Origin of the sequence: Streptomyces cinereoruber (assembly GCF_009299385.1) — a bacterium.
Taxonomy (GTDB): Bacteria; Actinomycetota; Actinomycetes; order Streptomycetales; family Streptomycetaceae; genus Streptomyces; species Streptomyces bikiniensis.
The window spans coordinates 589,946-616,761 of sequence record NZ_CP023693.1 but is presented as its reverse complement, the minus strand read 5'-3'; the positions used below and the strand labels follow the sequence as shown (position 1 = coordinate 616,761).

General features: G+C 74.8%; 25 protein-coding genes. 15 read left to right on the top strand and 10 right to left on the bottom strand.

Annotated features, from left to right (window positions below; genetic code table 11):
* The first annotated feature begins 19 nt into the window (after positions 1-19).
* Positions 20-2,311: a protein translocase subunit SecD gene (secD, locus tag CP977_RS02795; protein ID WP_109186337.1), complete on the top strand. Its 2,292-nt coding sequence runs from the start codon at positions 20-22 to the stop codon at positions 2,309-2,311.
* A gap of 54 nt (positions 2,312-2,365) precedes the next feature.
* Positions 2,366-2,764: a DUF6193 family natural product biosynthesis protein gene (locus CP977_RS02790; RefSeq protein WP_221331371.1), complete on the top strand. Its 399-nt coding sequence runs from the start codon at positions 2,366-2,368 to the stop codon at positions 2,762-2,764.
* Positions 2,765-2,771: 7 nt separating this feature from the next.
* Here CP977_RS02790 and mgt read toward each other — a convergent pair whose 3' ends face one another.
* Positions 2,772-3,968: a macrolide-inactivating glycosyltransferase gene (gene mgt, locus CP977_RS02785; protein WP_229991497.1), complete on the bottom strand. Its 1,197-nt coding sequence runs from the start codon at positions 3,966-3,968 to the stop codon at positions 2,772-2,774.
* Positions 3,969-4,268: 300 nt separating this feature from the next.
* Here mgt and CP977_RS02780 point away from each other — a divergent pair, with 300 nt between their 5' ends.
* From CP977_RS02780 to CP977_RS02770, 3 genes are all read left to right on the top strand, one after another.
* A complete protein-coding gene (locus tag CP977_RS02780; protein WP_062757218.1) occupies positions 4,269-5,036 on the top strand; it encodes an NPP1 family protein in 768 nt (255 codons plus the stop codon).
* Positions 5,037-5,120: 84 nt separating this feature from the next.
* On the top strand, positions 5,121-7,106 hold the full coding sequence (locus CP977_RS02775; protein WP_229991498.1) for a CASTOR/POLLUX-related putative ion channel: 1,986 nt from the start codon (positions 5,121-5,123) through the stop codon (positions 7,104-7,106).
* 92 nt (positions 7,107-7,198) lie between these two features.
* Positions 7,199-7,639 carry an ATP-binding protein gene (locus tag CP977_RS02770; RefSeq protein WP_062759119.1) on the top strand — a complete coding sequence of 147 codons (441 nt, stop codon included), beginning with the start codon at positions 7,199-7,201 and terminating at the stop codon, positions 7,637-7,639.
* Positions 7,640-7,677: 38 nt separating this feature from the next.
* Here CP977_RS02770 and CP977_RS02765 read toward each other — a convergent pair whose 3' ends face one another.
* A complete protein-coding gene (locus CP977_RS02765) occupies positions 7,678-8,448 on the bottom strand; it encodes a response regulator (protein WP_079131363.1) in 771 nt (256 codons plus the stop codon).
* A gap of 106 nt (positions 8,449-8,554) precedes the next feature.
* Between CP977_RS02765 and CP977_RS02760 the strand changes: the two genes are divergently transcribed.
* Both CP977_RS02760 and CP977_RS02755 read left to right on the top strand, forming a co-directional pair.
* On the top strand, positions 8,555-10,150 hold the full coding sequence (locus CP977_RS02760) for a sensor histidine kinase (RefSeq protein WP_152369547.1): 1,596 nt from the start codon (positions 8,555-8,557) through the stop codon (positions 10,148-10,150).
* A complete protein-coding gene (locus tag CP977_RS02755) occupies positions 10,147-11,349 on the top strand; it encodes a PP2C family protein-serine/threonine phosphatase (RefSeq protein WP_062757216.1) in 1,203 nt (400 codons plus the stop codon). The genes CP977_RS02760 and CP977_RS02755 overlap by 4 nt, the downstream gene beginning before the upstream one ends.
* 16 nt (positions 11,350-11,365) lie before the next feature.
* On the opposite strand, the gene CP977_RS02750 is transcribed toward CP977_RS02755, so the two are convergent.
* Positions 11,366-12,127: a class I SAM-dependent methyltransferase gene (locus tag CP977_RS02750; protein WP_152369546.1), complete on the bottom strand. Its 762-nt coding sequence runs from the start codon at positions 12,125-12,127 to the stop codon at positions 11,366-11,368.
* A 152-nt stretch (positions 12,128-12,279) separates the two neighbouring features.
* Here CP977_RS02750 and CP977_RS02745 point away from each other — a divergent pair, with 152 nt between their 5' ends.
* Positions 12,280-13,455: an alpha-hydroxy-acid oxidizing protein gene (locus CP977_RS02745; protein WP_062757214.1), complete on the top strand. Its 1,176-nt coding sequence runs from the start codon at positions 12,280-12,282 to the stop codon at positions 13,453-13,455.
* 19 nt (positions 13,456-13,474) lie between these two features.
* Here the strand turns inward: CP977_RS02745 and CP977_RS02740 are convergent, their stop codons facing one another.
* Positions 13,475-14,749, bottom strand: a complete 1,275-nt coding sequence (locus tag CP977_RS02740; RefSeq protein WP_062757213.1) for an FUSC family protein — start codon at positions 14,747-14,749, stop codon at positions 13,475-13,477.
* Between the two features lie 317 nt (positions 14,750-15,066).
* On the opposite strand from CP977_RS02740, the gene CP977_RS02735 reads away from it, so the two are divergent.
* Entirely contained in the window at positions 15,067-15,744 is a 678-nt protein-coding gene (locus CP977_RS02735) for an HAD family hydrolase (RefSeq protein ID WP_062757212.1), read from the top strand.
* Here CP977_RS02735 and CP977_RS02730 read toward each other — a convergent pair.
* The 5 genes from CP977_RS02730 to CP977_RS02710 all read right to left on the bottom strand — a co-directional run bounded on the left by CP977_RS02730 (position 15,675) and on the right by CP977_RS02710 (position 22,534).
* On the bottom strand, positions 15,675-18,350 hold the full coding sequence (locus tag CP977_RS02730; RefSeq protein WP_109186333.1) for a helix-turn-helix transcriptional regulator: 2,676 nt from the start codon (positions 18,348-18,350) through the stop codon (positions 15,675-15,677). The genes CP977_RS02735 and CP977_RS02730 overlap by 70 nt on opposite strands.
* A gap of 115 nt (positions 18,351-18,465) precedes the next feature.
* Positions 18,466-19,344, bottom strand: coding sequence for a bis(hydroxyethyl) terephthalate hydrolase (gene bdeA / locus CP977_RS02725; RefSeq protein WP_062757210.1), 879 nt, complete (start codon positions 19,342-19,344; stop codon positions 18,466-18,468).
* A 214-nt stretch (positions 19,345-19,558) separates the two neighbouring features.
* Complete coding sequence (locus tag CP977_RS02720; protein ID WP_152369545.1) at positions 19,559-20,389, bottom strand: aldo/keto reductase; 831 nt, start codon at positions 20,387-20,389, stop codon at positions 19,559-19,561.
* A 38-nt stretch (positions 20,390-20,427) separates the two neighbouring features.
* Entirely contained in the window at positions 20,428-21,636 is a 1,209-nt protein-coding gene (locus CP977_RS02715) for an MFS transporter (RefSeq protein ID WP_062757208.1), read from the bottom strand.
* Positions 21,637-22,195: 559 nt separating this feature from the next.
* On the bottom strand, positions 22,196-22,534 hold the full coding sequence (locus CP977_RS02710; protein ID WP_109186331.1) for a thioredoxin family protein: 339 nt from the start codon (positions 22,532-22,534) through the stop codon (positions 22,196-22,198).
* 118 nt (positions 22,535-22,652) lie between these two features.
* On the opposite strand from CP977_RS02710, the gene CP977_RS02705 reads away from it, so the two are divergent.
* Positions 22,653-23,186, top strand: coding sequence for a GNAT family N-acetyltransferase (locus tag CP977_RS02705; RefSeq protein ID WP_062757206.1), 534 nt, complete (start codon positions 22,653-22,655; stop codon positions 23,184-23,186).
* Positions 23,187-23,252: 66 nt separating this feature from the next.
* Here the strand turns inward: CP977_RS02705 and CP977_RS02700 are convergent, their stop codons facing one another.
* A complete protein-coding gene (locus CP977_RS02700; RefSeq protein WP_152369544.1) occupies positions 23,253-24,191 on the bottom strand; it encodes a GlxA family transcriptional regulator in 939 nt (312 codons plus the stop codon).
* 207 nt (positions 24,192-24,398) lie between these two features.
* Here CP977_RS02700 and CP977_RS02695 point away from each other — a divergent pair, with 207 nt between their 5' ends.
* Genes CP977_RS02695 through CP977_RS02675 form a run of 5 tightly spaced genes read left to right on the top strand, consistent with a single transcriptional unit; the run spans position 24,399 to position 26,787 of the window.
* Positions 24,399-25,088, top strand: a complete 690-nt coding sequence (locus CP977_RS02695) for a DJ-1/PfpI family protein (protein WP_152369543.1) — start codon at positions 24,399-24,401, stop codon at positions 25,086-25,088.
* Positions 25,089-25,131: 43 nt separating this feature from the next.
* Positions 25,132-25,449 carry a hypothetical protein gene (locus CP977_RS02690; RefSeq protein WP_062757203.1) on the top strand — a complete coding sequence of 106 codons (318 nt, stop codon included), beginning with the start codon at positions 25,132-25,134 and terminating at the stop codon, positions 25,447-25,449.
* The gene (locus CP977_RS02685) at positions 25,446-25,910 is read left to right on the top strand and encodes a hypothetical protein (RefSeq protein ID WP_062757202.1); all 465 of its coding nucleotides are present in this window, start codon (positions 25,446-25,448) and stop codon (positions 25,908-25,910) included. Before CP977_RS02690 ends, CP977_RS02685 begins: the two co-directional genes overlap by 4 nt.
* 2 nt (positions 25,911-25,912) lie before the next feature.
* Complete coding sequence (locus tag CP977_RS02680) at positions 25,913-26,266, top strand: DUF3817 domain-containing protein (RefSeq protein ID WP_229991499.1); 354 nt, start codon at positions 25,913-25,915, stop codon at positions 26,264-26,266.
* 14 nt (positions 26,267-26,280) lie between these two features.
* On the top strand, positions 26,281-26,787 hold the full coding sequence (locus tag CP977_RS02675) for a GNAT family N-acetyltransferase (RefSeq protein ID WP_062757201.1): 507 nt from the start codon (positions 26,281-26,283) through the stop codon (positions 26,785-26,787).
* The last annotated feature ends 29 nt before the right edge of the window (positions 26,788-26,816 follow it).

The window sequence follows — 26,816 nt, the reverse complement described above, 5'->3', positions numbered from 1 at the left end:
CGCTGCCTGTGGAGTACCCATGTCCTCTCGTGCCGTGCTGTGGCGCGCGCTCCTCGCGCTCGCCGTCGTCGCGCTCTCCCTCTGGATCACCCTGACCACCCCGCCCCGCCTCGGACTCGACCTGCGCGGCGGCACCCGCATCGTCCTCCAGACCGAGGACGGCCCCATCACCCGCGCCGACGCCGCGGCCACCGACCGCGCCCTGGAGGTGCTCCGCAAGCGCGTCGACGGCCTCGGCGTCGCGGAGCCCTCCCTCGCCCGCTCCGGCGAGCGCCGCATCATCGTCGAACTCCCCGGCCTGCGCGATCCGCGCCGGGCCGCCGAGACCATCGGCCGCACCGCCCAGCTCACCTTCCACGCCGTCACCGGCGAGGCGAAGGGACCGGCCGGACCGGCCGCCGCCGACGGCACCCGCGTCCTCGCCGACCCCGACGCGCCCGGCCGCTTCCTCGCCCTGGCCGCCCCCGCCCTCACCGGCGACGGCGTCGAGAACGCCGAGGCCGCCCTCGACACCACGAACGCCCGGGGCTGGACCGTCGACCTCTCCTTCCGCGACCGGGCCGCGGGCGACTGGGCGCGGATCACCGGCGCCGCCGCCTGCGCGGCCCCCGGCGACCCGGCCCGCAGGGTCGCCATCGTCCTCGACGACCGGATCGTCTCCGCGCCCGGCATGCAGAACGGCGTCCCCTGCGGGGCGGGCATCGGCGGCGGCTCCGCGCAGATCACCGGCGGCTTCTCCGGCCAGGAGGCCCGCGACCTGGCCGCGCTCGTCCAGGGCGGCGCGCTGCCCGTCCCCGTGACGACGGTCGAGCAGAGCACCGTGGGTCCGACGCTCGGCGCGGAGGCGATCCGGGCCAGCGCCCTGGCGGCGGTGATCGGCCTCGCCTGCACCGGCCTCTTCGTCATCGTCGTCTACCGGCTCCTCGGCCTCCTCGCCACCGTCGCCCTCCTCCTGTACGGCCTGATCTCGTACGCCGCCGTGGTCGCCCTGGGCGCCACCCTCACCCTGCCGGGGCTCGCCGGCTTCGTCCTGGCCGTCGGCATCGCCGTCGACGCCAACGTCCTGGTCTTCGAACGGGCCAGGGAGGAGTACGCCGCCCTGGGCAGGACCGCCGCGCGCGATCTGCGGCGGCCGGTGACGACGGCGTTCGGCAAGGTGTGGAGCGCGGTCGCGGACTCCCACATCACCACCCTGCTCGCCGCCGGACTGCTGTTCGTCTTCGCCACCGGGCCGGTCAAGGGCTTCGGCGTGACGCTCGCCATCGGCGTCGTGACCTCGCTCCTCACCGCCATGGTGGTCACCCGTCTCCTCGCCGACCTGGCGCTCCGGCTGCCCGCCGTGCGCAGGCGGCCCGCGGTGACCGGCATCGCGGAACTCGGCCGGCTGCGGACCCGGCTCACCCGCCGCGTCCCGCGCCTGACGGCCCGTCGCCGCCGCTGGCTGACCGGCTGCGCCGGACTCCTCCTCGTGGCCCTCGCCGGGATCGGCGTCCGGGGCATGGAGTTCGGCGTCGAGTTCACCGGCGGCCGGGTCGTCCAGTACGCGGCCGACCGCCCGGTGGACGCCGACGCGGCCCGCGCGGCCGTCACGGCCGCCGGCTTCCCCGACGCCGTCGTCCAGACCACCGGCGAGGGGGACGTGTCGGTACGGGTGAAGGAGACCGGCGACGGCGAGCAGAGGGAGATCAGGGAGGCGCTCACCGGGGTCGCCGGGCCGGTGACGGTGGAACGCGACGACCTGATCGGCCCGAGCCTGGGCAGCGAGCTGCGGACCCACGCCCTGCTCGCGCTCGGCCTGGCGGTGGCGGCCCAGCTCCTCTATCTGACGGTGCGGTTCCGCTGGACGTACGCGACGGCCGCCGTCGCCGCCATGACCCAGGACGTCCTCCTGGTGATCGGCCTGTTCGCCTGGCTGGGCAAGCCGGTGGACAGCGTCTTCCTGGCCGCCCTGCTGACCGTCGTCGGCTACTCGGTCAACGACTCGGTCGTGGTTCTGGACCGGCTGCGGGAACTGCGGCGGCGCGGCGGCGGCGTACCGCTGACCGACCTGGCCGACCGGGCGGTCGCCCAGACCCTTCCGCGCACGGTCAACACGGGCATGGGCGCGCTCTTCGTCCTGGTGGCGCTCGCGGTCCTGGGCGGGGACTCGCTCACGGACTTCTCGGTCGCGCTGCTCGCCGGTGTCGTCCTGGGCATGGCGTCCACGGTCTTCACCGCGATCCCGCTGGCGGTGACCCTGGAGACCCGCCACCCGGCCCCCGCCCCGGCGCCGACCCCGACGAAGCGCCGCCGCACGGGCGCCGTCGTCTGACCCGTTCCCCGTCGCTCCGCCGTCCGTGGCGGGGCGACGGGGGAGAATCCGGGGATGACGACGAACATCCCCGGCCCCTCCGTCGTGGAGGCGGCGTGGCGCGAACTGCTCGCCTCCGACCGGGTGAGCGCCGACCTGGTCGCGGCGGCGTACGCCGAGCCGCGGCTGCGCCGGCTCTTCCCCTGGACCGGCATGTGGGAACTGCACTTCAGCCGCTGCACCGAGCAGCGCTGGACCTGGGACGTGCCCTACATCGGCCCGACGGCGGCCGGCCCGGACCACACCGGGCCGTACTACGTCGAGGGCCCCTCGCGGGCTCAGAGGATCGGCGTGGCCGGCACGGCGCGGGAGGCGGTCGCCATGGTGGTCGAGCGCCTCCCGCCCGGCTGCGGCCCGGCGTTCGTCGGTACGCCCGGGGAACTCGCCGCGTACGAGAGCGGGCGGGGGACCTGACCGCCCGTCAGCCGGGCAGCTCGGCCTCGATCAGGTCGGCGGCCCGCCGCGTGCCGCCCTCGCGGGCCATCGACTCCTGGATCTCGCGCGCCCGGCGGGCCACCTCGGGGTCGTCCACGAGTGCGAGGACGGCCTCCCGCAGCCGTTCGGGGGTCACCTCCTCCAGCGGCAGGTGCCGTGCCACGCCCAGGGATCGGAGCATGTCGGCGTTGCCGAACTGGTCGGTGGCCAGGGGCACGGCCACCATGGGGGTGCCGGTGGCCAGGCCCTCCTGGCTGCCGCCCGCGCCCGCGTGGGTGACGAAGGCGTCGGCCTGCCGCAGGATCGCCAGCTGCGGCACCCAGGAGTGCACCTCCACGTTGTCCGGCAGGGCGCCGAGCTCGGCCGGGTCGACGAACTTGCCGATCTGGAGGACGACGTGCCAGCCCGGCAGGCCGCCGAACGCCTCGACGCAGGCCCGGTAGAAGCCGGGCTGCTTGGTGAAGGCGGAGCCCAGGGAGATCAGGAGCACCTTCTCCGCACCGGCCGGCCGCTGCCATGCGCCCTGGTCGGCGCGGTCGCCCTGGCAGGCGCCGACGAAGGTGTAGACGGACTCGTCGATCCGGTCGGCCTGCGGCTGGAGGGCGCGCGGGATGAGGACGAGCGCGCGGCGCGGGCGGGCGACGAACCGGTCGGGCGGGGTGTCGACGCCGTGCTCGGCGAGCCACTTCTCGAACCGGGCGTAGTACGCCTTGCCGCGCGGCGAGGCCTTGAGCTCGGCGTACATCGGCTCGGCGACCTCCTCCTCGTACCCCTCCCACGGCACGAGGTTCGGCCAGAGGGAGACGGCGGGGACGCCCCACGTGTGGGCGAGGACGGGGGCCGGGTACGAGGTGATGTCGTGGAGCACCAGGTCCGGGCGGTCCCCGTCGAAGGCCCGTGCGAGCTGCGGGAGCGCCTGTACGGCGTCGGCCAGGAACGGTTCGATGTTGTCGATCAGTTCGGTGCCCCAGGCGTCCGGGTCCTCGTCGGTCGGCAGCGTCGAGGTGTAGACGACGGGGGTGGCCCCGGTCGCCGCGACCTTCTCGGCGAAGGAGGCCGGGACGGCGTAGCTGACGCGGTGGCCCCGGGCGACCAGCTCGCGGATGACCTCCAGACTGGGGTTCACGTGGCCGTGGGCGGCGATGGAGAACATGGCGATGTGGGCGGGGGAGGCGGTGAGCATTCCTCCACCTTAGACGAGACGATACGTCTCGTCTAGATTATTTCGGAAGCCGCTCCGGGTGCCGGCCGTTCCGCCGGGGCGGCACCTCCCGTCGAGGCGGCGTTCACCGCCGGGTGCGGCCGACGACTCCCCATATTGATGTGCCCATGCCACGATGACGCGTACCGTGCGACGCCTCGTGGCGCCGCACGTCCTCACGCGCGCCCGTACGTCCTCACGCGCGCCCGTACGTCCTCGCAAGCAGGCACACACGCACGCGCAAGCCGCCGCCCGCCGTCGTCCGACCCGAGGAGGACGCAGTTGAAGACATCCGCGTACGCCGCCCGGGGCGCCCTCGCCCTCACCGGCGCCCTCGCGCTGATCATCGCCCTTCCGGGCAGCGCGCTCGCCGCGCCGCCCCCCGCCCTGCCCGGCAGCGCCGACGCCCTGGAGCGCACCTTCCAGCCGGCCTTCGACTACGACAAGGACGGCTGCTACCCCACCGCCGCGATCGGCCCCGACGGCACGCTCAACGGCGGCCTCAAGCCGTCCGGCGCCCTCAACGGCCAGTGCCGCGACGCCTCCGACCTCGCCGCCGTCAACGGCTACTCCCGCGCGAAGTGCGACAACGGCTGGTGCGCGATCCTCTACGGCCTCTACTTCGAGAAGGACCAGGCGGTGCCCGGCAGCGGCCTCGGCGGACACCGCCACGACTGGGAGCACGTCGTGGTCTGGGTGCGCGACGGCCGGGCGGAGTACGTCTCCACCTCCGCCCACGGGGACTTCGACACCTACGCCCGCGACCGGATCCGCTGGGACGGCGACCACCCCAAGGTCGTCTACCACAAGGACGGCATCGGCACCCACTGCTTCCGCCCCGCCAACGGCAACGACGAACCGCCCGAGAACCACCGGGGCACCTGGCAGTTCCCGACCCTGGTCGGCTGGAACGGCTACCCCGCCGGCCTCCGCGAGAAGCTCGTCGCCGCCGACTTCGGCAGCGCGCACTTCGGCCTCAAGGACGGCAGCTTCGCCGCCCACCTCGCCAAGGCCAAACCTGCCGGGATCACCTTCGACCCGAACGGCTGACCCGGCCCCCTCCGGGTGATCACGAAGGGATGAATCCACGCCGATGGCGCCCCGCCGGACACGGCGGGGCGCCACGCTGCCGACGTGCGCAAAGAAGGCAACAGGGCCGTTCCCGGGCAGCGGAACGCCGCACGGGGACCCGGCCCGGACCGGACCGCGGCCACCACGACCGCCCGGCCCCGGCCGCCGTACCCCACCCCCTCCGCGGAGGCACGCATCCGGTACTGGTTCGACACCACCCTCACCCGCGGGATACCGGCCCTCTGCGGCTGGCTCGCCCTGGGCTGCCTGGCCCTCGTCGTCCCCGTCAGCGCCCTCCTCGTGTGGACCGACCAGCGCGCCCCCGCCTCCCTCGGGGCGAGGATCGCGGCGGTCTGGCGCAGCACCGGGCAGACCATGCGCCTGGGCGGCGAGGTCGGACCGCCCCTGCGCGTCGTCCTGTCCGTGCTCCTCGCCCTCATCGCCCTCCTCTACGTCTCCACCCTGGTCAGCCTCATCACCACCGGCCTCACCGACCGGCTGATGGCCCTCGACCGGGGCCGGGCCGCGATCCTGGAGCGCGGCCACACCGTCGTCCTCGGCTGGTCCGAGCAGATCCCGACCGTCGTCTCCGAACTGGTCGCCGCCCGCACCGGCCGGCGTCGCCGGGTGATCGCGGTCCTCGCCGACAAGGACAAGTCCGCCATGGAGGAGGGTCTTCCCGACACGGCCCGCGCCACGGGCCGCACCCGCGTCCTGTGCCGCACCGGCCGGCCCGCCGACCCCGCCGCCCTCGCCCGCGTGAGCCCGGCCACCGCGGACTGCGTCCTCGTCCTGCCCCGCGACGACCCCCGGGACGACGCCGAGACCGTCAAGACCCTGCTCTCCCTCTCGGCCGCCCTGGGGGAGGACCGGCGGGTCCGCGTCGTCGCCGCCGTGCGCGACGGCCGGCACCTCGCCGCCGCCCGGCTGGCCGGCGGCCCCCGGACCACCGTCCTGGACGTGGACGACCTCTCGGCCAGGCTCGTCGTCGACTGCGCCCGGCAGCCCGGACTCTCCCTCGTCCACCAGGAGCTCCTCGACTTCGCCGGACACGAGTTCCACACCCTGCGCGACCCCCGCCTGCCCGGCCTGACCTTCGAGGAGGCGGCCGGGGCCTGCCCGGAGTCCATCGCGGTCGGCATCGCCCACGACGACGGCACCGTGACGCTCAACCCGCCCCTGTCCGCCCGGTTCCGGGACGACGACCGCCTGCTCGTGATCGCGCGGGACGAGCACTCCACCCGGCTGTCCGACCTCCCCGTGCCCCACGACCCGAAGGCCCTCACCCACGCGCCGCCCCCGGCCCCCGCCCCGGCCGAACGCGTCCTCCTCCTCGGCTGGAACCGCAGGGCGCCCCGGATCGTGGACCAGCTGTCACGGCGCACACCGCCCGGCTCGACCCTCGACGTCGTGGCCGGGCCGCGCGCCGCGACGACCGCCGCCGTCCGTACCGCCGCAGAAGCCCTCGCCCCCCGCATGCCCGTGCGCCACCACCCCGGCGACCCCGCGCTGCGGTCCACGACGGACGCCCTCGACCCCACCGGCTACGACGTCGTGATCGTGCTCGGTCCCGACCCCCGCCCCGGCCGCGGCGACCCGGACGACCGGACCCTCCTCACCCTCCTCCACCTGCGGGCCGCGGAGGAGGAGAGCGGCAGGCGGGTGCCCGTCGTCACCGAGATGGCCGACGACCGCAACCGGCTGATCGCACCCCGGGCCCCCGGATCCGACTTCGTCGTCAGCGGCAGGCTCGTCGGGCTCCTCATGACCCAGATCTCCCAGAACCCCCATCTGACCGCCGTGTTCGAGGAACTGCTCGCCCCGGCGGGCAACACCCTCCACCTCCGCCCGGCCGCCCACTACGTCACCACCGGCCGGACGACCTCCTTCGCCGCCGTCGCAGCGTCGGCCGCCCGCCGCGGCGAATGCGCCATCGGATACCGCTCCGCCACCGCCGCCGACCACGGGATGCGCCTCAACCCGCCCAAGGCCCACGTACGGTACTGGCACGCCCGGGACCAGGTCGTCCTCATCGCCCCGGGCGACTGACACCCGGACCGCCCCCTCGTCCGCGCCGGGGAACACCTATGGTGGACACGACTTCATGGCGAGTGGACGCGCGCGTGAACACGGGGGAGACGATGACGACGAAGGCCGACGCCGACGACTGTGCCGTGCCCGAGGACGGGCTCATGCAGGTCGGATACGCGTGGAACGAGGGCGACGGACTCGTGGCGGAGGCCCGCGACCACGCCGCCGCCTTCCTGGAGAAGGCCCGCGCCGTCTGGGGCGTGCCCGTCTCCACGCGCGCGACGGAACTGACGAAGCTGGTCGTCAGCGAACTGGTCACGAACGCCCGCAGGCACGCCCCGGGCCCGGTCCTGCTCCAGCTGCGCATCGACGCCGGGACCGTGGTCGTCGCGGTCTGGGACAGCGAGCCCACGGTCCCGGCGGCCCACGCCGCCGACCCGGACAGGGTCGGTCAGCACGGTCTGGAGATCGTCGAGGCCGTCGCCCTGGACCTCCGCGTCCGGCGGGAACCGGTCGGCAAGCGCATCACCGCCCGCATCGACCTGGACTGAACCCGCCCCCGGGCTCTCCCGTCCGGACGCCCCGGACGTCAGGGGCGCGGCCGGGCGGCGGTGTCCAGGTAGAAGGCGTCGATGCTCTGCACGGCCTGCTCGAACTCCTCCAGGTTGACCGGCTTGGTCACATAGGCGTTGGCGTGGCTGCTGTACGCGCCGGTCACGTCGTCGGGCGCCGTCGACGTGGTCAGGACCACCACGGGAATGGTCTGGAGGTCCTCGTCGGACTTGAGGACCTTCAGCAGCTCCCGGCCGTTCATCCGGGGCATGTTCAGGTCGAGGACGATGAGGTCGGGCCGGGCGGTCTCCGGGGCGCGCAGGTGCTCCAGAGCGGCGACCCCGTCGGTGACCTGGACCAGGTTGCGGGCCCCGCGCTCGGAGAGCGCCTCCTCGATGAGCATGGCGTCGGCGACGTCGTCCTCGACGAGCAGGACGTCGAAGGGGCGGGCGGGGGTGGTCATGATCGGTTGCTCCGTGGGTTTGTCGTGTGAGTGGTCGAAGAGCCCCGGCCAGCGGCGGCGGGCCCCCTGCCGGGTCATGCCGCAGGCCGCGCCGAGCTGCGGATAGCCGGCCCCCGCGCGGGCGCCGGCCACGACCGCTTCCTGCTGGAGCCGTTCGGCGGCCTTCTGGACGTGGTCCAGGACGTGGAGCAGGGCCAGGGCCTGCGCGCGGTCGTCCGGTGCCGGTTGCGAGGGATCGTCCAGGAGCCGCTGGACGAGACGCCGCGCGAGATCGCCGACCGCTGCCTCCGCGGCGGCGGCCGTTTCCTGCGGAGTGGTCCGCAACACGAAGTTCTTGCCTGGCACACCCGGCACTCTAGGTCCCCGGGTGGCCCGGCGACAACAACCGTTGTCGCCCATTACAGTGATCGCGCCGCATCTCCGCGGCCGTCGCAGCAGAGGAGTCCGCACCATGACCGGCGAGGGGAAGCGACTGCGCGAGCGGGGACCGTCCGGATGGACGACCCGGCGGTGGCTTCGCGTGGGCACGGCCGTATCACTGATCGTCCTGGCCCTGCTCGGAACGACGGGTGCCTGGATCCTTTCCCGCACCGAGTCGCTCAGCAAGGAGCTCGTGGACGTGCGGTCGCCCGCCCTGACCACGGCGACCCGCCTGGAATCGGCGGTCCTCAACCAGGAGACCGGCATCCGCGGCTACGGCCTGACCGGCACCCCGGACTTCCTCACCCCCTACCGGGAGGGGGCCGCCGAGCAGGAGTCGCGGACCGCGCAGCTCTCCGCGCTCCTCGCCGGCGACCGGGCCGCCCTTGCCGACCTCGGGACCGTGCGGGACGCCGTCACCAGGTGGCAGGAGCGGATCGCGCGCCCGATCGCCGCCACGCCGCCCGGCTCGCCCTCGCCGCTGGCCGTCGAGCGGGCGGCGGAGGGCAAGACGACCTTCGACGCCGTGCGCGCCGCCCTGGACGGGCAGCAGGAGCGGCTGCGCGCGGAGCGCGTCCGGACCAGGGACGACCTGATGACCACGATGGAGGTCCGGAACTGGGTCTTCGGCGCCATCGCGGTGCTCATCGTCGCCCTGACGGCCCTGATCTTCGAAGGACTGCGCCGGGGCATCAACGAACCCCTCGACCGGCTCGGCGCGGACGCCCGGACCATCGCCGGCGGTGACTTCGACCACCCCATCACCCCCTCCGGCCCCGCCGACCTGCGCCGCCTCGGCGAGGAGATCGACTCCATGCGCCGACGCCTGGTGCGGGAACTGGCCTTCACCGAGGAGGCGCGCCTGCGCCTCGACGCGCAGGCCGCCGACCTCCAGCGCTCCAACGCCGAACTGGAGCAGTTCGCGTACGTGGCCTCCCACGACCTCCAGGAGCCGCTGCGCAAGGTCTCCAGCTTCACCCAGCTCCTCCAGCGGCGTTACGGAGGGCAGCTCGACAGCCGGGCCGACCAGTACATCGACTTCGCCGTCGACGGGGCGAACCGCATGCAGGTCCTCATCAACGACCTCCTCGACTTCTCCCGCGTCGGGCGCCTGCACAACGCCCACCAGAGCGTCGACCTGGACGACGTCCTGGAGCGGACCCTGTCCGCGCTGAGCGTCGGCATCGAGGAGGCCGGGGCGGTGATCACCCACGACCCGCTGCCGACCCTGGTCGCCGACCCCACCCAGATGGGGATGCTCTGGCAGAACCTGATCGGCAACGCCGTGAAGTTCCGCCGCCCGGACGAGGCCCCGCGGATCCACGTCACGGCGGCCCGGGAGGGCGGCCTGTGGCGGTTCACCGTCACCGACAACGGCATCGGCATCGCCCCGGAGTACGCCGACAAGGTCTTCGTGATCTTCCAGCGGCTGCACACCAAGGACGTCTACTCCGGCAGCGGCATCGGCCTCGCCATGTGCAAGAAGATCGTCGAGTTCCACGGCGGCACCATCGCCGTCGACACCGAGTACCGCGACGGGGCCCGCATCACCTTCACCCTGGCGCCCGAACCCCCGGAGACCCCCCTCCCGGCCGCCGCCGACCCCGGTACGGAGCGGACAGGATGACCGTCACCACGACCGGCCGGGCCGCGGCGCCCCACGAGCCGACGTACCGCATCCTCCTGATCGAGGACGACCTGGGCGACGCCCTCCTCGTCGAGGAACTCCTCCACGACACGGGGCTGCGGTTCGAGCTGACCACCCGCACCACCCTGGCCGAGGCCCGCGCCGAACTGGCCGGCGCGCCGATCGACTGCATCCTCCTCGACCTGCACCTGCCCGACGTGTCGGGCACCGACGCGGTCACCGCGGTACGGGCCGTGGCCCCGCACACCGCGGTCATCGTCCTGACCGGACTCGCCGAGGCGCAGGCCGGCCCCGACGCCATGGCCGCTGGCGCCCAGGACTACCTGGTCAAGGGCAAGGTCGAGGCGGACCTGCTGCACCGGACGGTCCGTTACGCCGTCTACCGCAGCGGGACCGAGCGCGCCAGCTCCGAGGCCCAGGCCGCCCGGCTGCGGGCCGAGGAGAACGCGCGCCTGGAGCGCGGCCTGCTGCCCCAGCCGATCCTGGACACCTCCACGGTGCGGGTGACCTCCCGCTACCTGCCGGGCGCCTCCCTGGCCCTGCTCGGCGGGGACTTCCTCGACGTGGTGGAGGGGGACGACGGGCTGCTGCACGCCGTCGTCGGCGACGTCAGCGGCCACGGGCCCGACGCCGCCGCGCTCGGCGTCTGCCTGCGGATCGCCTGGCGCTCCCTCGTCCTCGGCGGACACCGCGGCGACGACCTGCTGCACCTGATGGAACGCATCCTGCTCGCCGAGCGGGGCGGCCAGCAGATGTTCGCCACCTGCACCCTGCTCACCCTCGACCAGAACGCCTCCACCGCCACCCTCCACCTCGCCGGCCACCACGAACCCCTCCTCACCACGCCCGAGGGGACCCGGGAACTGGAGGCCGCCCACGGCATCGCCCTGGGCATCTTCCCCGGGCCGCACCGCTGGCCCGCCACGGTCGTCCCGCTCCCCGCCACCGGCGCCCTGACCCTCTACACCGACGGACTCACCGAGGGCCACAGCGGAACGGCGAACGAACGGCTCGGCGTCGAGGGGCTGCTCGACCTGATCGCGACCCTGCCGGCGGAGGACCCGGCCGTCCACGTCGACCTCCTCATCAAGGAGACCCACGAGCTGAACGCCGGCCGGCACTCCGACGACCTCGCCGTCCTGCGCCTCGACTGGGGGAGCCCGACGGCGCGCTCCTGAGCGGGACCCGCGCCCGTCACACGGCGGGTCTACGCGCCTCGATCAGGGTCCGGGCGGAGTGGGCGACGAACGGCCCCTCCGCCCGGATCAGCGCGTCGAGCTCGCGCAGCCGGGGCAGATGGGCGTCGACCGTGAACCCGGGCACGATCCAGACCACCTTGCGCAGGAACCAGACGACCGCGCCGACGTCGTGGAACTCCATCCGCAGCCGTTCGGTGCGCAGGTCCACGACGTCGAGCCCGGCCGCCCGCGCCGCCGCGGCCTCGTCGTCGGGGTGGCGGTGCCGGGCCGCCTCAGGTTGCGGCCCGAGGAAGTACTCCACCACCTCCCAGACGCTGGAGGGCCCGACGTGCTGGGCCAGGTAGGTGCCGCCGGGCCGCAGGACGCGGGCGATCTCCGACCACCACACGGTCGCCGGGTGCTGGCTGGTGACGAGGTCGAAGGCGGCGTCGCCGAAGGGCAGCGGCGGCTCGTCGGGGTCGGCGACGAGCACCACCCCGCGCGGGTGGAGGAGCTCTGTGGCGCGGGCGACGTTCGGGGGCCACGACTCGGTGGCAGCCATCGTCGGCGGCAGCACCGGCACCCCGGCCAGGACCTCGCCGCCGCCCGTCTGGACGTCGAGCCCGGCCGAGGCGGTGGCGAGGCGTTCGGCCAGGAGCCGGTGGTAGCCCCAGGAGGGGCGCTGCTCGGTCGCCCGCCCGTCGAGCCAGGAGAAGTCCCAGCCGTCGACCGGGGCCTCGCGGGCCTCCGCGACGAGTTCTTCGAAGGTTCGCGTCATCCCCTCATCATCCGACACGGCCGCCCGCCGACGGCCCCCGGACGAGGGACCCGCGACCGGACCGTGGTCACGGAGGCCCGCGACGGGCACCCTGGACGGCACCGCGGCGGACGGCCCGAGCGCCCCGCCCACGACGGGAAGGGACGGGCCCCATGCCCCCGCACTTCGGCGACTACCAGAACGAGATCTACTTCGAGGGCCTCTTCGGCACCGTCCCCGCACTGCCGATGACCTTCGCCGAACTGGAGTCGAAGGCACGGTCCGCACTGCCGCCCTCGCTGTGGTCGTACGTGGCCGGCGGCGCGGGCGACGAGTACACCCAGGAGGCCAACGCCGCGGCCTTCCGCGCCTGGGGACTCGTCCCGCGCATGATGGTGGGCGCCGCGCACCGCGACCTGTCGGTCGACCTCTTCGGCACCACCCTGCCCTCGCCGCTGTTCATGGCGCCCGTCGGCGTCATAGGACTCTGCGCCCAGGACGGGCACGGCGACCTGGCGACCGCCCGCGCCGCCGCCCGCACCGGCGTGCCCATGATCGCCTCCACGCTCACCGTCGACCCCCTGGAGGAGGTCGCCGCCGAACTCGGCGACACCCCCGGCTTCTTCCAGCTCTACACGCCCACCGACCGGGACCTCGCGGAGAGCCTGGTGCACCGCGCCGAGGCGGCCGGCTTCCGGGGCATCGTCGTCACCCTCGACACCTGGATCACCGGCTGGCGCCCCCGCGACCTCGCCACCAGCAACTTCCCCCAGCTGCGCGGCCACTGCCTGGCCAACTACACCTCCGACCCCGTCTTCCGGGCCCGGCTCCCCAAGCCCCCCGAGGAGGACCCGCGCGCCGCCGTCGTGGAGTGGGCCGGGATCTTCGGCAAGCCGCTGGTCTGGGACGACCTCGCCTGGCTGCGCTCCCTCACCGGCCTGCCGATCCTCCTCAAGGGCATCTGCCACCCCGAGGACGTCCGCCGCGCCCGGGACGGCGGCGTCGACGGCGTCTACTGCTCCAACCACGGCGGACGCCAGGCCAACGGCGGCCTGCCCGCCCTCGACGCCCTGCCCGGGGTGGTCGAGGCCGCCGACGGCCTGCCCGTCCTCTTCGACTCCGGCGTCCGCACCGGGGCCGACGTCGTCAAGGCCCTGGCCCTCGGCGCCACGGCGGTCGGCGTCGGCCGCCCGTACGCGTACGGACTCGCCCTCGGCGGCACGGACGGCGTCGTCCACGTCCTGCGCTCGCTCCTCGCCGAGGCCGACCTGATCATGGCCGTCGACGGCTACCCCACCCTCGCCGACCTGCGGGCCGACGGAGCCCTGCGACCCGTCCGGCCCGTCTGAACCTCTTTCGGAAAGGGCGTCAGGAGGAGCGGCGCGCACGGCCCGCCAGGGAGGCGACCTTGCGCCGCCGCTCCTCGCGCAGGCGCGTGTGCCGGTCCAGCTCCTCCATGAGCCGGCGGCCCCGGTGACCCGGGTCCAGCTCGTTCAGGACGCGGTCGATCTCGGCGAGGAGCGCGCCGTACAGCTGCCAGCGACCCGGGTCGTCCACCGCCTCCGACCTCAGCATCCCGGCGACCCGGTCGCGGGCCTCGCGGGCCGCCTCCAACTGCTCGGCGAGCCGGTTCTCCGCCGTCTCCGCGCCGGAACTGGAGTGCGAGGTGACGAGGACCGCGAAGCTCACCAGGGTGTCCCCGAGGTGCCGCACCACCTCCTGGAGGGTGTGGGACGTCTCCGGGCGGAAGAGCACCGCACCGTCCCGCTCCCGCGCCAGGTCGGTCAGGGTACGGGTGAGGACCCGCAGCACCACGGCGGAGATCTCCAGGGTGTCGAGCCCCGTCCGCAGCACGATCCGGTGCAGCAGCCCCTCCTTCACGCGCGGGTTCAGGCGCAGGCTGTCCTCCGCCTGCCGCAGGGCCGCGTCCACGTCGGCGACGTCGTTGTCGAGGCGCCGCGCCTCGTAGAGCCGCGCCGCCGCCAGGTCCACGGACGACGGCCCGTCGAAGTCGCCGAACGGATCGGGCTCGGCGGGGACGGCCGGGTCCGTGAGCTCCTCGCCGAGCCCCAGGAGCAGCTGCCGCATCCGCCGGGCCAGGTCCACGATCGAGTCCCCGGCGGTGTCCACCCAGACCGGCGGCACGAGCACCATGTTGAACACCATGCCCACGATCGCGCCGATCAGGGTCTCCAGGACGCGGTCCCAGGCCGTGTCCGCGACCTGGGTGACCCCGAGGACCAGCATCGCGCTGATCGCCACCTCGGCGACGAACTCCTCCACCCGCACGAACCGCCCGACCACGAGGGCCGCGAAGATGACCAGCGCGAGGCTCCACCACGTCAGACCGACGAGCACGCTGAACGCGATGGCGATCAGCACCCCGACCACGACGGAGTTCACCCGCCGCAGACTCGTCACCAGCGTCGAGTACAGCGTCACCTGCACCACGAGCAGCGCCGTCAGCGGCGCGGTCAGCGGCGCCGCCTCGGAGCTGAGCTGGAGGGCGACGACGTACGAGATCGTCGCCGCCGCAGTGGAACGCAGGGTCTGGACCACGAACGGGTCCCGCCGCTGGCGCTCCCACCACTGCCACAGGCGCCCTCGGCGCAGCGAGGCGAGCGATACGGAGCGGTGGGGCATGAAGTACTCCTCCTCCTGTCGGCGGGGGACGCGCCCCGGGACGGGCGCCGTCCTGTTCGGTCGCGGGGCAGCGCGCCGGGGCCGGGTGTGACGCGTCCCGGGCCGGGCGCGATCCCGTGCGCGCCTACCCGCCCGTCGCCTTCGCACCGCGATGCTCCGTGGTGCCGCCCCGCGAAGGCGCGCCGACGCGCCGACGAGCCCCGAGGAATCCGGCAGGTGGGGAGGCGGCCGGGGCGGCGACTGAAAGGAGGCGTTCCGGGTAGCCGCCGGGTGCCCGCCCCGCACCACACCCGCGCACCCGTGAGGAGATCCCGACCATGGACCGCGACCGCGCAGCGCTCTTCGACGTCGACGGAACCCTGGCCGACACCAACCACCTGCACGCCGTCGCCTGGTGGGAGGCGCTCCGCCAGGGCGGCCACCGGGTCACCACGCACGCCGTGCACCGGGCCATCGGCCTGCCGGGCGGACGGCTCCTCGACCACCTGCTCGGACAGGACCGCGACCGGTCGGACGACGAACGCCTCAGCACCGCGCACGACACCCTCTACGGGGCGTACTTCGAGCGGCTCCAGGCCTTCGACGGCGCAGCCGACCTGCTGCGGAAGCTCGCGGGCGACGGCTGGAAGGTGGTCCTGGTGACCTCGGCCAAGAGCCGCGAGCTGACGGCCCTGCGCCGGGCGATCGACGCGGACGACGCGCTCACGGACACCGCCACCTCCGACGACGTCGACGAGGGCAAGCCCGCCCCCGACCCCGTCGAGCACGCCCTCTCCCTCGTGGACGTGCCGGCCGACCGGGCCGTGTTCGTCGGCGACAGCGTCTGGGACATGAAGGCCGCCCGCCGCGCCGGGGTCCCCGTCGTCGGACTGCTGTGCGGCGGCATCCCCGGGGCCGACCTGACCGGCGCGGGCGCCGCCGACGTCTACGATGACCCGGCCGACCTCCTCGCCCGGCTCGACACCAGCCCCTTCGCCTCCGTACCGCCGTCCTGACCCGGCGCCCGCGGATCGGGGCCGGCCACCCCCGGGAGCTCGACCCGGGAGCGGATGCCCAGCCGGGCGAAGACCCCCCGCAGGTGGTGGTCGACCGTCCGCGGGCTCAGCGCGAGCCGGTCGGCGATCTCCCGGTTGGTGGCGCCCCGCGCGGCGAACCGGGCGATCCGCTGCTGCTGCGGCGTGAGCAGACCCCACGCCGTCCGGTCGGCGGTCCCGCCGACCGCGCCGCCCGTGGCGCGCAGCTCGGACCGGGCGTGGTCGGCCCAGCCGTCCGCCGCCGCCCGCTCGAAGGTGACGAGCGCGTCCCGCAGCGGCTCCCGGGCCGCGCCCGGCCGCCGCCTGCGCCGCAGCCACGTCCCGTACGCGAGGAGGGTCCGGGCCCGCTCGAAGTCGTTGCCGCAGCCCTCGTGACGGCGGACGGCCTCGCCGAACCAGTACGCCGCCTCCTCGCCCTCCTCGCCCTGGGCGAGGAGGGCCCGGCAGCGGGCCAGCAGCGCCGGTGCCGGACCGTCGAGGCCCTGCGCCGCCCACACCGCGTACTCCCCGGCCGCCGACCGGGCCTCGGCCGTCCGCCCCGACGCGACGGCCGCCTCCACGAAGCAGGGCACCACCAGCATCCGCAGCGCGAAGTGACCGCCCCGGGGGCCGGGACGGACGAGCGGAACGAGCCGCGCCGCCGCCTGCGCCGCCAGACCGCGCCCCAGCTCGTCCCGGGCCAGCGCCCACTCCGCGAGCGTCGCCGCCTGGACGAGGCCGTGCGGGCGCGCCGTGCCGAGGGCGAGCCCCGCGTGCTCCGCCACCGCCGGCCCGTCGCCCGTCACCGAGGCCACCAGGGCCAGGACGGCGTGCTGGTGGGCGGCGGTGTTCGGCTGCTCCACCGGCTCCGCCGCCCGCAGCCCTTCCCGGGCGGTGCGCGCGGCCCGGCTGTACCGCCCGGCCCGCAGCTCGGCGTACGCGAGGTGTTCCAGGACGCGCGGCAGCAGGGCCGTACGGTGCTCCGCCCGGGCGCGGGCCAGCGCGCGGGCGTGGATCCGGGCCGCCGCCGCGGTGTCCCCGAGCACCAGGGCGGCCGACCCCGCCCGCAGCAGCAGCCGGGGATCGTCCTCGGCGCCGTCCCGCGCGACCACCCGCGCCAGGGCCGGGCGCGCCTCGCCGAGCCGTACGGTCAGGGCGGCGCCGAGCCCGTCGAGGAAGTCGCGCTCCGTCCCCCCGGCGTCCCCGCCGCAGTCGAGGGCCGCCAGGCACGCGGCGACGTCACCCCCGGCCCAGGCGGCCTCCATCGCGAGGAACCGGGCGTCGGACGCCTCCGCCGGCGCCCGGTCCCGCAGCAGCTCCGCCGCCCGCAGAAGGGCCTCGTGCGCGTCCATGACCGGCCCGCCCGCCAGCGCCGCCAGACCGCGCACGAGGTGCGAGCGGCCCCGGGCCGCAGGGGCGAGGGCGCGGACGGCGGCGGGCGGTCCGAGCCGGTCGGCGCGGTGGCGCTCGCCCCGCGCGAGCGCCACCGCCGTACGGACCGGCCGGGGCGCGCCCGCCCGCCGGACCCCGTGGTGCCGGGAGGCCGGGGCGGACGCGAGGACGGCCCGCCCGAGGAACGGGTCCTCGAAGCGGAGCAGTCCGTCGGCGCGGCACAGCAGCCCGTCCGCGACCAGACCGTCCAGCGGCTCGACGGGGACGCCCGCGGCCCGCGCGCCGCCGAGGACGGCGTCGACGGCGACACCGGGCAGGCGGTGTGCGGCCTCCCGTCCTCCCGCGTCGGTGCGACCCTCCTCGGTACGGCTCGCCTCGGTGCGATTCGCTTCGGTACGGCCGGCGAGTGCCACGACCGTGAGCAGCCGCCGGGCGTCCGCGGGCAGGTGCTTCAGGAAACCGCCGTACACCTCGGTGAGGACCGCCCCGTCGACCGGCTGCTCCGGGAGGGGCGAGCCCCCCGCGAGCCGGGCGGTGCCGAGGCGCCGTACCGCCGAGACGAGGACGCCGGGGTGCCCGGCCGCCTCCTCGACGAGGCGCCGCACGACCGGCGGCGCCGGGGGAGGGGCGCACAGGTTGAGCAGGAGGGCCCGCGCGCCTTCCGGGCCGAGGCGCCCGAGCCGTACGGTCTCCGCCCCCGGCACGTCGGGCAGCCGGTGGTGGCGGGCGGCCGACACGAGCCAGCGGGGCCCGGGGCGGCCCGGCGCGCGGTCCCGCCGCCACGCCGCGGCGAGCGCGGCGCGCGAATGGGCGTCCCAGAGGTGCAGGTCGTCCAGGCAGACCAGGACCGGAAGGACCCCGAGGAGCCCGGACACGGCGGCGGCGAGACCGTCCTCGCCCCGCGCGGTCCGCAGGGCCCGGCGCGCCTCAGGGGCGCCGGGCGCGAGGGCGGCGAACAGGGCCCGCGCGCCGCTCCACGGCACCCGGTGGCCTGGCGCGGCGACCCGGTGCGCCGGGCCGGGGAAGTCGTCGGCCGCCCGGGCGAGCAGGACGGAGCGGCCCTCGCCGGGGCCTCCGGTGACGAACAGGACGCCGCCGTCCCCGGCGGGGGCCGTCAGACGGGCCACCGCGGCGAGTTCGGCCGCGCGGTCGTACAGCCGGGGGCCGGGGGCGGTGACGTGGGTCGCTCCGCTCACGCCGGTCAGGTTACCGATCCGTACGGTACGGGGCGGTGGAAGGCTCCCGGTTCTGGGCGGCGGCCCAGAGCCGGGAGCCCCCCTCTGTGGCGGCGCACAGAGGGTGTGCGGACCGTCAGGAACCGAGCGGGCAGCTGCCCCGGTACTCCTCGATGGTGAGGCTCGGTCGCGGCAGCGGACAGAGGAACTGCTCGTAGCGGGTGTCGTCGTCGATGAACCGCTTCAGCCACGCGATGCTGTACTTCGCGATCGTCGTGTTCGACGTGTTCGGCGTGAAGTGCGTGGCGCCGTTCAGCTCCAGGTACGCCTTGTCGAGCGAGTTCGGCAGGCTCTCGTAGAAGGGCTCCGAGTGGGTGGCGACGGGCGCGACCGTGTCGCCGTCCGCGCCGATGACCAGGGTGGGGGTCTTGATCTCGGGCCAGGTCTTGTCCGTGTTCCAGCCGGTCAGGGGAACGGCCGCCTTGAGGGAGGGCCGGCTCTTGGCGGCTTCGAGGCTCCCTCCGCCGCCCATGGAGTGCCCCATCACCCCGAGGCGGCTCGCGTCGACCCGGCCCCGCACGGCGCTGCGCTGCGTCAGGTGGTCGAGCGCGGCGAGGAGCTGCCGGCCCCGGCTGTCGGGCTGGTCGAGCGTGGTGAGGGTGTCGATGGTGAACACCACGAACCCCTGCGAGGCGAGGCGGGGCCCGAGCCATGCGATGGAGGACTCGTACGCGGTGAACCCCGGTGAGATCACCACCGCGCCGAAGGTGCCGTCGGCGGTGGACGTCGGGTAGTAGATGGTCCCGCCTCCGAAGCCGGTGGCGGCGAGGGAGGAGACGGTGGTCTGCGAGACGGCGTAGGGGCCCCGCAGGGCCTCCACGCTCGCCTGGGTCGGCGCGGGGCCGCGCTCGTACGGATTGGCCGCCGAGGCGTCGGCGGCCCGGACGCCGGGGGCGAGGAGCAGGGTGAGGGAGGCGGCGGTGGCGGTGGCGGCTGCGGCAAGGTGTCGTCTCACGACGGAGTCGTCCTCTCGTGTCGTGCGGCGGCCGCTCTCCGACGGGAACCGAAACCGGAACGGGAACCGGAAGCAGGAACGCGAACGGGAACGGAGAGCGGCCGTGCCTTGGACTGGCCCGGCCACTCTCCGCGTCCGGCGTCCGGCCGGCATCGGTGGAACCACCGGTCTTCGCCGCCGGTTCCACCGGGCCCGGACGCCGGTTCCACCGGACTCAGTCGAGGACGTCGGGGTCCGGTCCGGTGCGCAGGCCGCGGTCGAGGCCGGCCATCGCCGCCATCTCCTCCGCGCCGAGGTCGAAGTCGAAGACGTCGAGGTTCTCGCGGATGCGGGCGGGGGTGACGGACTTCGGGATGACGACGTTCCCGAGCTGGAGGTGCCAGCGCAGCACCACCTGGGCGGGGGACTTCCCGTGCCGGGCCGCGATGCCGGCGACGACCGGGTCGGCGAGGACGGCACCCTGGGCGAGCGGGCTCCACGCCTCGGTGGCGATCCCGTGGACGGCGTGCAGCTCGCGGAGCTCGCGCTGCTGGAGGCCGGGGTGCAGCTCGATCTGGTTGACGGCGGGCACGAGGTCGCTTCTGTCGAGCAGCCGCTCCAGGTGCGCGGCCTTGAAGTTGGAGACGCCGGCGGTGCGGACCCGGCCGTCCGCGACCAGCGTCCCGATGGCGCGCCAGGTGTCGACGTACAGGTCGCGGGCCGGGGCGGGCCAGTGGATCAGGTACAGGTCGACGTGGTCGAGACCGAGCTTGGCGAGGCTGTCGTCGAAGGCCCGCAGGGTGGCGTCGTACCCCTGGTCGGCGTTCCACAGCTTGGTGGTGACGTACAGCTCGTCGCGGGCGATGCCGGAGGCGGCGAGCGCCCGGCCGACTCCGGCCTCGTTGCCGTAGACGGCGGCGGTGTCCATGGAGCGGTATCCGGCCTCCAGGGCGTGGGTGACGGCGGTGGTGGTCTCGTCGTCGGGGACCTGGAAGACGCCGAAGCCGAGCTGGGGGATCTCGGTGCCGTCGTTGAGGACGACGGTGGGGATGTGGGGGAGGGACATGGGAGTGCGGCTTTCTCTCGAGAAGGGTGGGACGGGGGTCAGTGGTGTACGGGGACGCGGGCACCGGCGTCGACGGCCTCGGGAGCGTCGGCCTCGACCGCCGGGGTCCGGCGCTCCAGCGCGGCGGACCACAGCGCGAGGCCGAGCGCGGCGGCGGCGAGGATCGCGCCGACCCAGTTCGGGGCGGTGTAGCCGAAGCCGGCGGCGATGACCGTGCCGCCGAGCCAGGCGGCGAGCGCGTTGCCGAGGTTGAAGGCGCCGATGTTGACGGCGGAGGCCAGGGTCGGCGCGCCGTGCGCCTGGTCGAGGACGCGCTTCTGGAGCGGCGGCACGGTGGCGAAGCCGAGCGCGCCGACGAGGAGGACGGCGATCGCCGAGAGGACCTTGTCGTGGGCGGCCACGGTGAACAGCGCGAGGACGATCGCCAGGCCGCCGAGGGTGACGTACAGCAGGGGCATCAGCGCGCGGTCCGCGTACCGGCCGCCGAGCAGGTTGCCGAGGAACATGCCGGTGCCGAAGAGGACGAGGAGCCAGGTGACCGCGCCCTCGGAGTAGCCGGCGACCTCGGTCATCATCGGCGCGATGTAGGTGATCGCGGCGAAGACGCCGCCGAAGCCGAGCACGGTCATGGCCATCGCGAGCAGGACCTGGGGGTTGCGGAAGGCCTTGAGCTCGCCGCGCAGGCGGGCGCCCTCGGGGCGGGGCGCGGCGGGCACGAGCCTGGCGATGCCGAGCAGCCCGACCACACCGAGCGCGGCGACGACGGCGAAGGTGGCGCGCCAGCCCACGGCCTGTCCGATGAAGGTGCCGAGCGGCACGCCGACGATGTTGGCGACGGTCAGTCCGGTGAACATGGTGGCGATGGCGCCGGCCTTCTTGTCCGGCGCGACCAGCTCTGCGGCCACGACCGACCCGATGCCGAAGAACGATCCGTGGGCGAGCGAGGCGACGACGCGACCGGTCAGCATCAGTCCGAAGCTCGGGGCGACGGCGGAGAGCACGTTGCCGACCACGAACAGGCCCATCAGCAGCATGAGCATCCGCTTGCGGCTCACCCTGCCGCCGAGGACGGTCAGCAGCGGCGCGCCGACGACGACGCCGAGCGCGTAGCCGGTGACCAGCAGGCCCGCGGTGGGGATGGAGACGCCGTATTCGGCGGCGATCCCGGGCAGCAGCCCCATGACGACGAATTCGGTCGTCCCGATCCCGAAGGCCCCGACTGCCAGGGCGAGGAGTGCGAGCGGCATGGCTCAGCCCTTCCGTGATTGCTTGAGTGAGCGCTTTACGTGCCTCGACAATAATTGCAGACGCGCGATAAGCGCAAACGCGGGTACCCGGTTGAATCGGGAAGGCGGTGATTGCATGCGAAAGCGCCGCACGGGCGCCGGAGGTCGGGCGCGGGGATGCGGGGCGGAGAGTACGGAGCGGGCTGCGGCCTGCGGCGGCTCAGGTGGGGGGAGCGGGGCCGGGGCAGGCAGGCTCAGGAGAGGGGAAGCGGGCCGGGGGCCGGGAGGCTCAGGTATGGGGAGCAGGCCAGGGCAGGAGGATTCAGACGCGGGGGAGCCGGTTGAGGCAGGAAGACTCGGGCGCGCGGAAGCAGATCGCGGCAGGGGAAGGACTCAGGCGCACGGAAGCGGGCCACGGCAGGGAGACGCGGGCGCGCGGAGGGACGGCGGCCGTCGGCCGGGCGAGTGGCCCGGCGGGAATCCCGGGGCGGCGGGCCCCCGGCGACCCGGCCGCGCCGCCCGCCGCCTGCGGGGCCCGGACGGGGCCGCGCCGTGGTGCGCCCGGGGAGGGCGCCGGGGCTCAGAGGCGGCCGTCCAGGAGCGCCCGGACCTCGGCGGTGGTCATGCGCCCCGTGCCGTGCGCCACCGCCTCCCCCTCCTCCAGGAGGACGAGGGACGGTGCTCCGGTCACCCCGTACCGCCCGGTCGCGGCCGGACAGCGCGTCATGTCGGTACGGACGACCGTCAGGCGGTCCGCGTACTCCTCGGCGACGCCGCCCACGACCAGGTCCATCGCCCGGCAGTCCTCGATCGCCTTGGGCCACGTCCCGACGAAGTACGCGAGGACCGGAGCCCCGCTCACCCGGAGGACGAAGTCGAACTCCGCGTCCTCGCGGGGCTGGTGGACCCGCTTCACCATGGAAGCTCCTGATCTCGTGTTCCGGCGTTCCGCCCCCATCATCCCCCGTACGGCGCGACGGGCCGGACTGCGGCCTCGCCCGGGTGCCGTACGGCGGGCGTGCGATAGGTTGCCCGCCATGACAGGACCGGGACCCGCCGTCTGGCCGCCCGCCCCGATCGCGACCGCGCGGCTCGTGCTCCGCGCGTCCGAGGCCCGGGACCGCGCGGCGTTCGTCGCGCTGTTCTCGTCGCCCGAGGTGGGCACCCACATCGGCGGGTCCCGGCCGCGCGACGAACTCGAACGCGCGATGCCCGAGGTGCCCGGACGGCGCCCCGGCCTGTTCGTGGTCGAACGCGACGGAGCGATGATCGGCACGGTCACGCTCGACCGGCGCGACGCGGAGCCCCCGGACACCGGAGGGGCCGAACTCGGCTACCTGCTCCTGCCGGAGGCGTGGGGACACGGGTACGCCACGGAGGCGTGCGCGGTGGCGCTCGACTGGTTCGCGGACGCGTTCCCCGGCGAGCCGGTGACGCTCCGCACCTGCACCGCCAACGACCGCGCGATGCGCCTCGCGGCGAAGCTGGGCTTCGCCGAGGTGGAACGGTACGAGGAGTACGGCGCCGAGCAGTGGTCCGGCGTGTGGTCCCCGGCCGCGTCGACCGGCTGAACCCGCTCGACGGCGCGGGCCCACGGGCCGCCGCCCGGCCGCCGGCTCCGGCGCGCCGGTCCGGCCTCAGCCGAAAGTGCGCCGGTAGGCCTGCGGGCTGACACCGGTGGTGCGTTTGAAGCGGTCGCGGAACGTGGTGGGAGAGCCGAAGCCGACCTGGCCGCCGATGCGCTCCACGGAGTGCTCCGTGGTCTCCAGGAGGTGCTGCGCCTGGCGGATGCGGGCCCGGTGGAGCCACTGGAGCGGAGTGGTGCCGGTCTGGTCGCGGAACCGCCGGATCAGGGTCCGGGTGCTGGTCCCGGCGCGCGCGGCGATGTCGGCCAGGGTGAGGTCGCGGGCCAGGTTCTCCCGCAGCCAGGCGAGCAGCGCCTCCAGTTCGGAGCCCTGCGGCACGGGAGCGTGGTCGTGGACGATGAACTGCGCCTGGCCGCCCTCGCGTTCGAGCGGCATCACCGACAGGCGGGCGGCGTCGGCGGCGACCGCCGACCCGTAGTCCCGACGGATCATGTGCAGGCACAGGTCCAGGCCCGCGGCCGCGCCGGCCGAGGTGAGGAACTGGCCGTTGTCGACGTAGAGGACGTCCGGGTCGACGTCGAGGTCCGGGTGGAGGGCGGCCAGCAGCCCGGCCGCCTGCCAGTGGGTCGTGACGCGCAGCCCGCCGAGGAGCCCCGTGGCGGCCAGGGGGAAGGTGCCCACGCAGAGGGAGGCGATCCGGGTGCCGTCGGCGGCGGCCGACCGCAGCGCGTCGCGTACGGCGGGGGAGAGCGGAGCCGCGGGGTCGGCGACGCCCGGCACGATGATCGTGTCCGCGTCCCGCAGGCCCTCCAGCCGCCGGGGTGCGCGCAGGGCGAAGGTCCCGGCGTCGACCTCGTCGCGTTCGGCGCACACGCGGACCTGATAGCCGGGCCGCCCGTCCGGCAGACGGGTCCGCGAGAAGACCTCGATCGGGGTGGACAGGTCGAACGGGATCACCCGGTCCAGGGCGAGAACGGCGACTGTGTGCATGTCCGGAACCTACCTCTCCGACGTACGGCGAATCGAGCCGGTGTGCGGATGGGCACCCGGATCTCCCCATGTCATAGCGGCCCGGGAGCCCTCGGAGGCCGATGGCACTTTCCCGTCGAAACCTGTCACTCCTGCCACTGGGACGCCGGGCCGGCGAGCGGTTGACTTCGACGCGTCGGAGAAGGAACGCCCCCGAAGGAACGCCCCATGCACATCCAGATCGTCCTGTTCGACGGCTTCGACCCGCTCGACGTCGTCGCCCCCTACGAGGTGCTGTACGCCGGCGGTACGGCGTCGGGAGGCGCGGTGACCGTCGAGCTGGTCTCCGCGGAGGGCCCCCGCGAGGTGACCAGCGGCACCGGAGGGCTGGCGCTGCGCGCCACCGGCGCACTCGATCCGGAGCGGGCGGACGTGATCCTGGTGCCCGGCGCCTCCGGCCGCGTGGGCGAGCCCGGCGAGCTCCCGGAGGACGAGGCGGGCGCCGGCGAACGGAAGCAGGACGACTTCGTCCCGGTGCTGCTGGGCCGCACGCTGACCACCGAACTCCCCGCGCTCCTCGGGCGGGCGATGGACGACCCGGACGTCACGGTCGCCACCGTCTGCGGCGGCTCCCTCGTCCTGGCGATGGCGGGCCTCCTCGAAGGACGCCACGCCACCACCCACCACCTGGGCCTGGACATGCTGGACGCCGCCGGTGCCCGCGCGGTCCGCGCCCGTGTCGTCGACGACGGCGACCTGATCACCGGCGCCGGCGTCACCTCCGGGCTCGACCTGGGCCTGTACCTCCTCGAACGCGAACAGGGCCCCCGCATCGCCCACGCCGTCGAGGAACTGTTCGCCCACGAGCGGCGCGGCACCGTCTGGCGCGCCCGGGGCCCGGTCCCCGCCGCCCTCTGAAACCCCCCACCCCTCCGCACCGCACCGTCAGGAAGAACATCGCATGTCCGTCGAAGGCACCTGGGACCTGTCCCTCTCCACCCCCATCGGCAGGATGACGGCCGTGGTCGAACTCCACGAGCAGGACGCCGTCCTGACCGGGGTCGCCCACGGGGCCGGCGAGCGAGTACCGCTCGTCGACGTCGTCCTCGACGGCGACCGGCTCACCTGGAAGCAGGCCGTCACCAAGCCCCTGCGGCTGAACCTGGCGTTCGACGTCACGGTCGACGGCGACTCCCTCCGGGGCACCTCCAGGGCCGGCCGCCTCCCGGCCTCCACGGTCGTCGGCGAGCGCCGCACCGCCCCGGAGCGCCGGGCGTGACCAAGGTCCTCCTGTCCCTGCACGTACTGGCCGCCCTCGTCACCGTCGGCCCCGTCACCGTTGCCGCGAGCATGTTCCCTCCGACGCTGCGCCGCGCCCTGGGCGACCCCGGCGACGGCGACGCCCGGACGACCCTGCGGACGCTGCACCGCATCTGCCGGGTCTACGCGGGCATCGGCATCGCCGTCCCCCTCTTCGGCCTCGCCACGGCCGGCAGCCTCGACGTCCTCGGCGACGCCTGGCTGATCACCTCGATCCTGCTGACCGCGGCCGCCGCGGGCGTCCTGGCCCTCCTCGTCCTGCCCGCCCAGGACCGCGCCCTGACGGAGACGACGGGCCCCACCACGCCGGCCCCCCTGAACCCGGGCCGACTGGCCGCGCTCACCGGCGTCTTCAACCTGCTGTGGGCCACCGTCACCGTCCTGATGATCATCCGCCCCGGCTCCACGACGGGGGTGTGACCATGGACCCGCGCCACCCCCGCTCCCTGCGCGTCGCGGCCCGGACCGAGCTGATCTCCCTGATCGTGATGCTGGTCAACGTGCTCACCGTCCACCTCGAACCCGTTTCGTCCCTGGCGGGCCCCACCCACGGCTGCGCCTACCTGTTCGTCGTGATCGCGACCTGGCGCCTCCGGCGGGCCCCGGCCGCCGCCAAGGCCCTGGCACTCGTTCCGGGCGTCGGCGGGCTGCTCGCGCTACGACGGACCGACCGGGCCGCCGCGTCCGGGGCGGGGACGGGCGGGCGGTCACACGGCCGTACCCCTCGGCCCGTTCGCACGGCCGGGCTCCCGGCCGCGGTCCGTGACGACCCGTGAGGAAGGGTGGGGGCATGAGCACGTACGAGAAGATGGCGTTCCACCTGGAGACCGAGCGGCTCGTCATGCGGCCGTGGGCCGAGTCGGACGCCCCCGAGTTCTGCGCCCTCCTCGCCGAACGCGGCAAGGGAACGCCCCCGGTCGAACGCATTCGGGCGGCCATCGCCGGGTTCCTCACCGCGACGGAGGAGACGGGCATCGCCCTGTTGCCCATCCTGCGCCGCGACGAGGGCGACTTCATCGGATACTGCGGGTTGATCGTCGGCCGCACCACCCTGGAGGAGCCCGAGATCGCGTACGAGCTGTTCCGGCGCGTGCACGGACGCGGTTACGCCACCGAGGCCGCCGCCGCGGTCCTCGACGCCGCCGCGGCGACCGGCCGGAAGCGGCTCTGGTCGACCGTCGGCACGTGGAACGCGCCGTCGCTCCGCGTCCTCGAGAAGCTCGGGTTCGAACGGGACCGCGTCTCCACGGAGGAGAACGGCGAAGTGGCCTGGCTCACGCGCGCGTTGCCGCGATGAGGTGATCGCCGATGTCGGGGGAGGGGGGA

Excerpts from the sequence above, each read along its gene's own strand:
- secD (WP_109186337.1), top strand. The coding sequence starts at position 20 with ATGTCCTCTCGTGCCGTGCTGTGGCGCGCGCTCCTCGCGCTCGCCGTC.
- CP977_RS02790 (WP_221331371.1), top strand. The coding sequence starts at position 2,366 with ATGACGACGAACATCCCCGGCCCCTCCGTCGTGGAGGCGGCGTGGCGC.
- mgt (WP_229991497.1), bottom strand. The coding sequence starts at position 3,968 with ATGCTCACCGCCTCCCCCGCCCACATCGCCATGTTCTCCATCGCCGCC.
- CP977_RS02770 (WP_062759119.1), top strand. The coding sequence starts at position 7,199 with ATGACGACGAAGGCCGACGCCGACGACTGTGCCGTGCCCGAGGACGGG.
- CP977_RS02760 (WP_152369547.1), top strand. The coding sequence starts at position 8,555 with ATGACCGGCGAGGGGAAGCGACTGCGCGAGCGGGGACCGTCCGGATGG.
- CP977_RS02755 (WP_062757216.1), top strand. The coding sequence starts at position 10,147 with ATGACCGTCACCACGACCGGCCGGGCCGCGGCGCCCCACGAGCCGACG.
- CP977_RS02750 (WP_152369546.1), bottom strand. The coding sequence starts at position 12,127 with ATGACGCGAACCTTCGAAGAACTCGTCGCGGAGGCCCGCGAGGCCCCG.
- CP977_RS02745 (WP_062757214.1), top strand. The coding sequence starts at position 12,280 with ATGCCCCCGCACTTCGGCGACTACCAGAACGAGATCTACTTCGAGGGC.
- CP977_RS02740 (WP_062757213.1), bottom strand. The coding sequence starts at position 14,749 with ATGCCCCACCGCTCCGTATCGCTCGCCTCGCTGCGCCGAGGGCGCCTG.
- CP977_RS02735 (WP_062757212.1), top strand. The coding sequence starts at position 15,067 with ATGGACCGCGACCGCGCAGCGCTCTTCGACGTCGACGGAACCCTGGCC.
- CP977_RS02720 (WP_152369545.1), bottom strand. The coding sequence starts at position 20,389 with ATGTCCCTCCCCCACATCCCCACCGTCGTCCTCAACGACGGCACCGAG.
- CP977_RS02715 (WP_062757208.1), bottom strand. The coding sequence starts at position 21,636 with ATGCCGCTCGCACTCCTCGCCCTGGCAGTCGGGGCCTTCGGGATCGGG.
- CP977_RS02710 (WP_109186331.1), bottom strand. The coding sequence starts at position 22,534 with ATGGTGAAGCGGGTCCACCAGCCCCGCGAGGACGCGGAGTTCGACTTC.
- CP977_RS02705 (WP_062757206.1), top strand. The coding sequence starts at position 22,653 with ATGACAGGACCGGGACCCGCCGTCTGGCCGCCCGCCCCGATCGCGACC.
- CP977_RS02700 (WP_152369544.1), bottom strand. The coding sequence starts at position 24,191 with ATGCACACAGTCGCCGTTCTCGCCCTGGACCGGGTGATCCCGTTCGAC.
- CP977_RS02695 (WP_152369543.1), top strand. The coding sequence starts at position 24,399 with ATGCACATCCAGATCGTCCTGTTCGACGGCTTCGACCCGCTCGACGTC.
- CP977_RS02690 (WP_062757203.1), top strand. The coding sequence starts at position 25,132 with ATGTCCGTCGAAGGCACCTGGGACCTGTCCCTCTCCACCCCCATCGGC.
- CP977_RS02680 (WP_229991499.1), top strand. The coding sequence starts at position 25,913 with ATGGACCCGCGCCACCCCCGCTCCCTGCGCGTCGCGGCCCGGACCGAG.
- CP977_RS02675 (WP_062757201.1), top strand. The coding sequence starts at position 26,281 with ATGAGCACGTACGAGAAGATGGCGTTCCACCTGGAGACCGAGCGGCTC.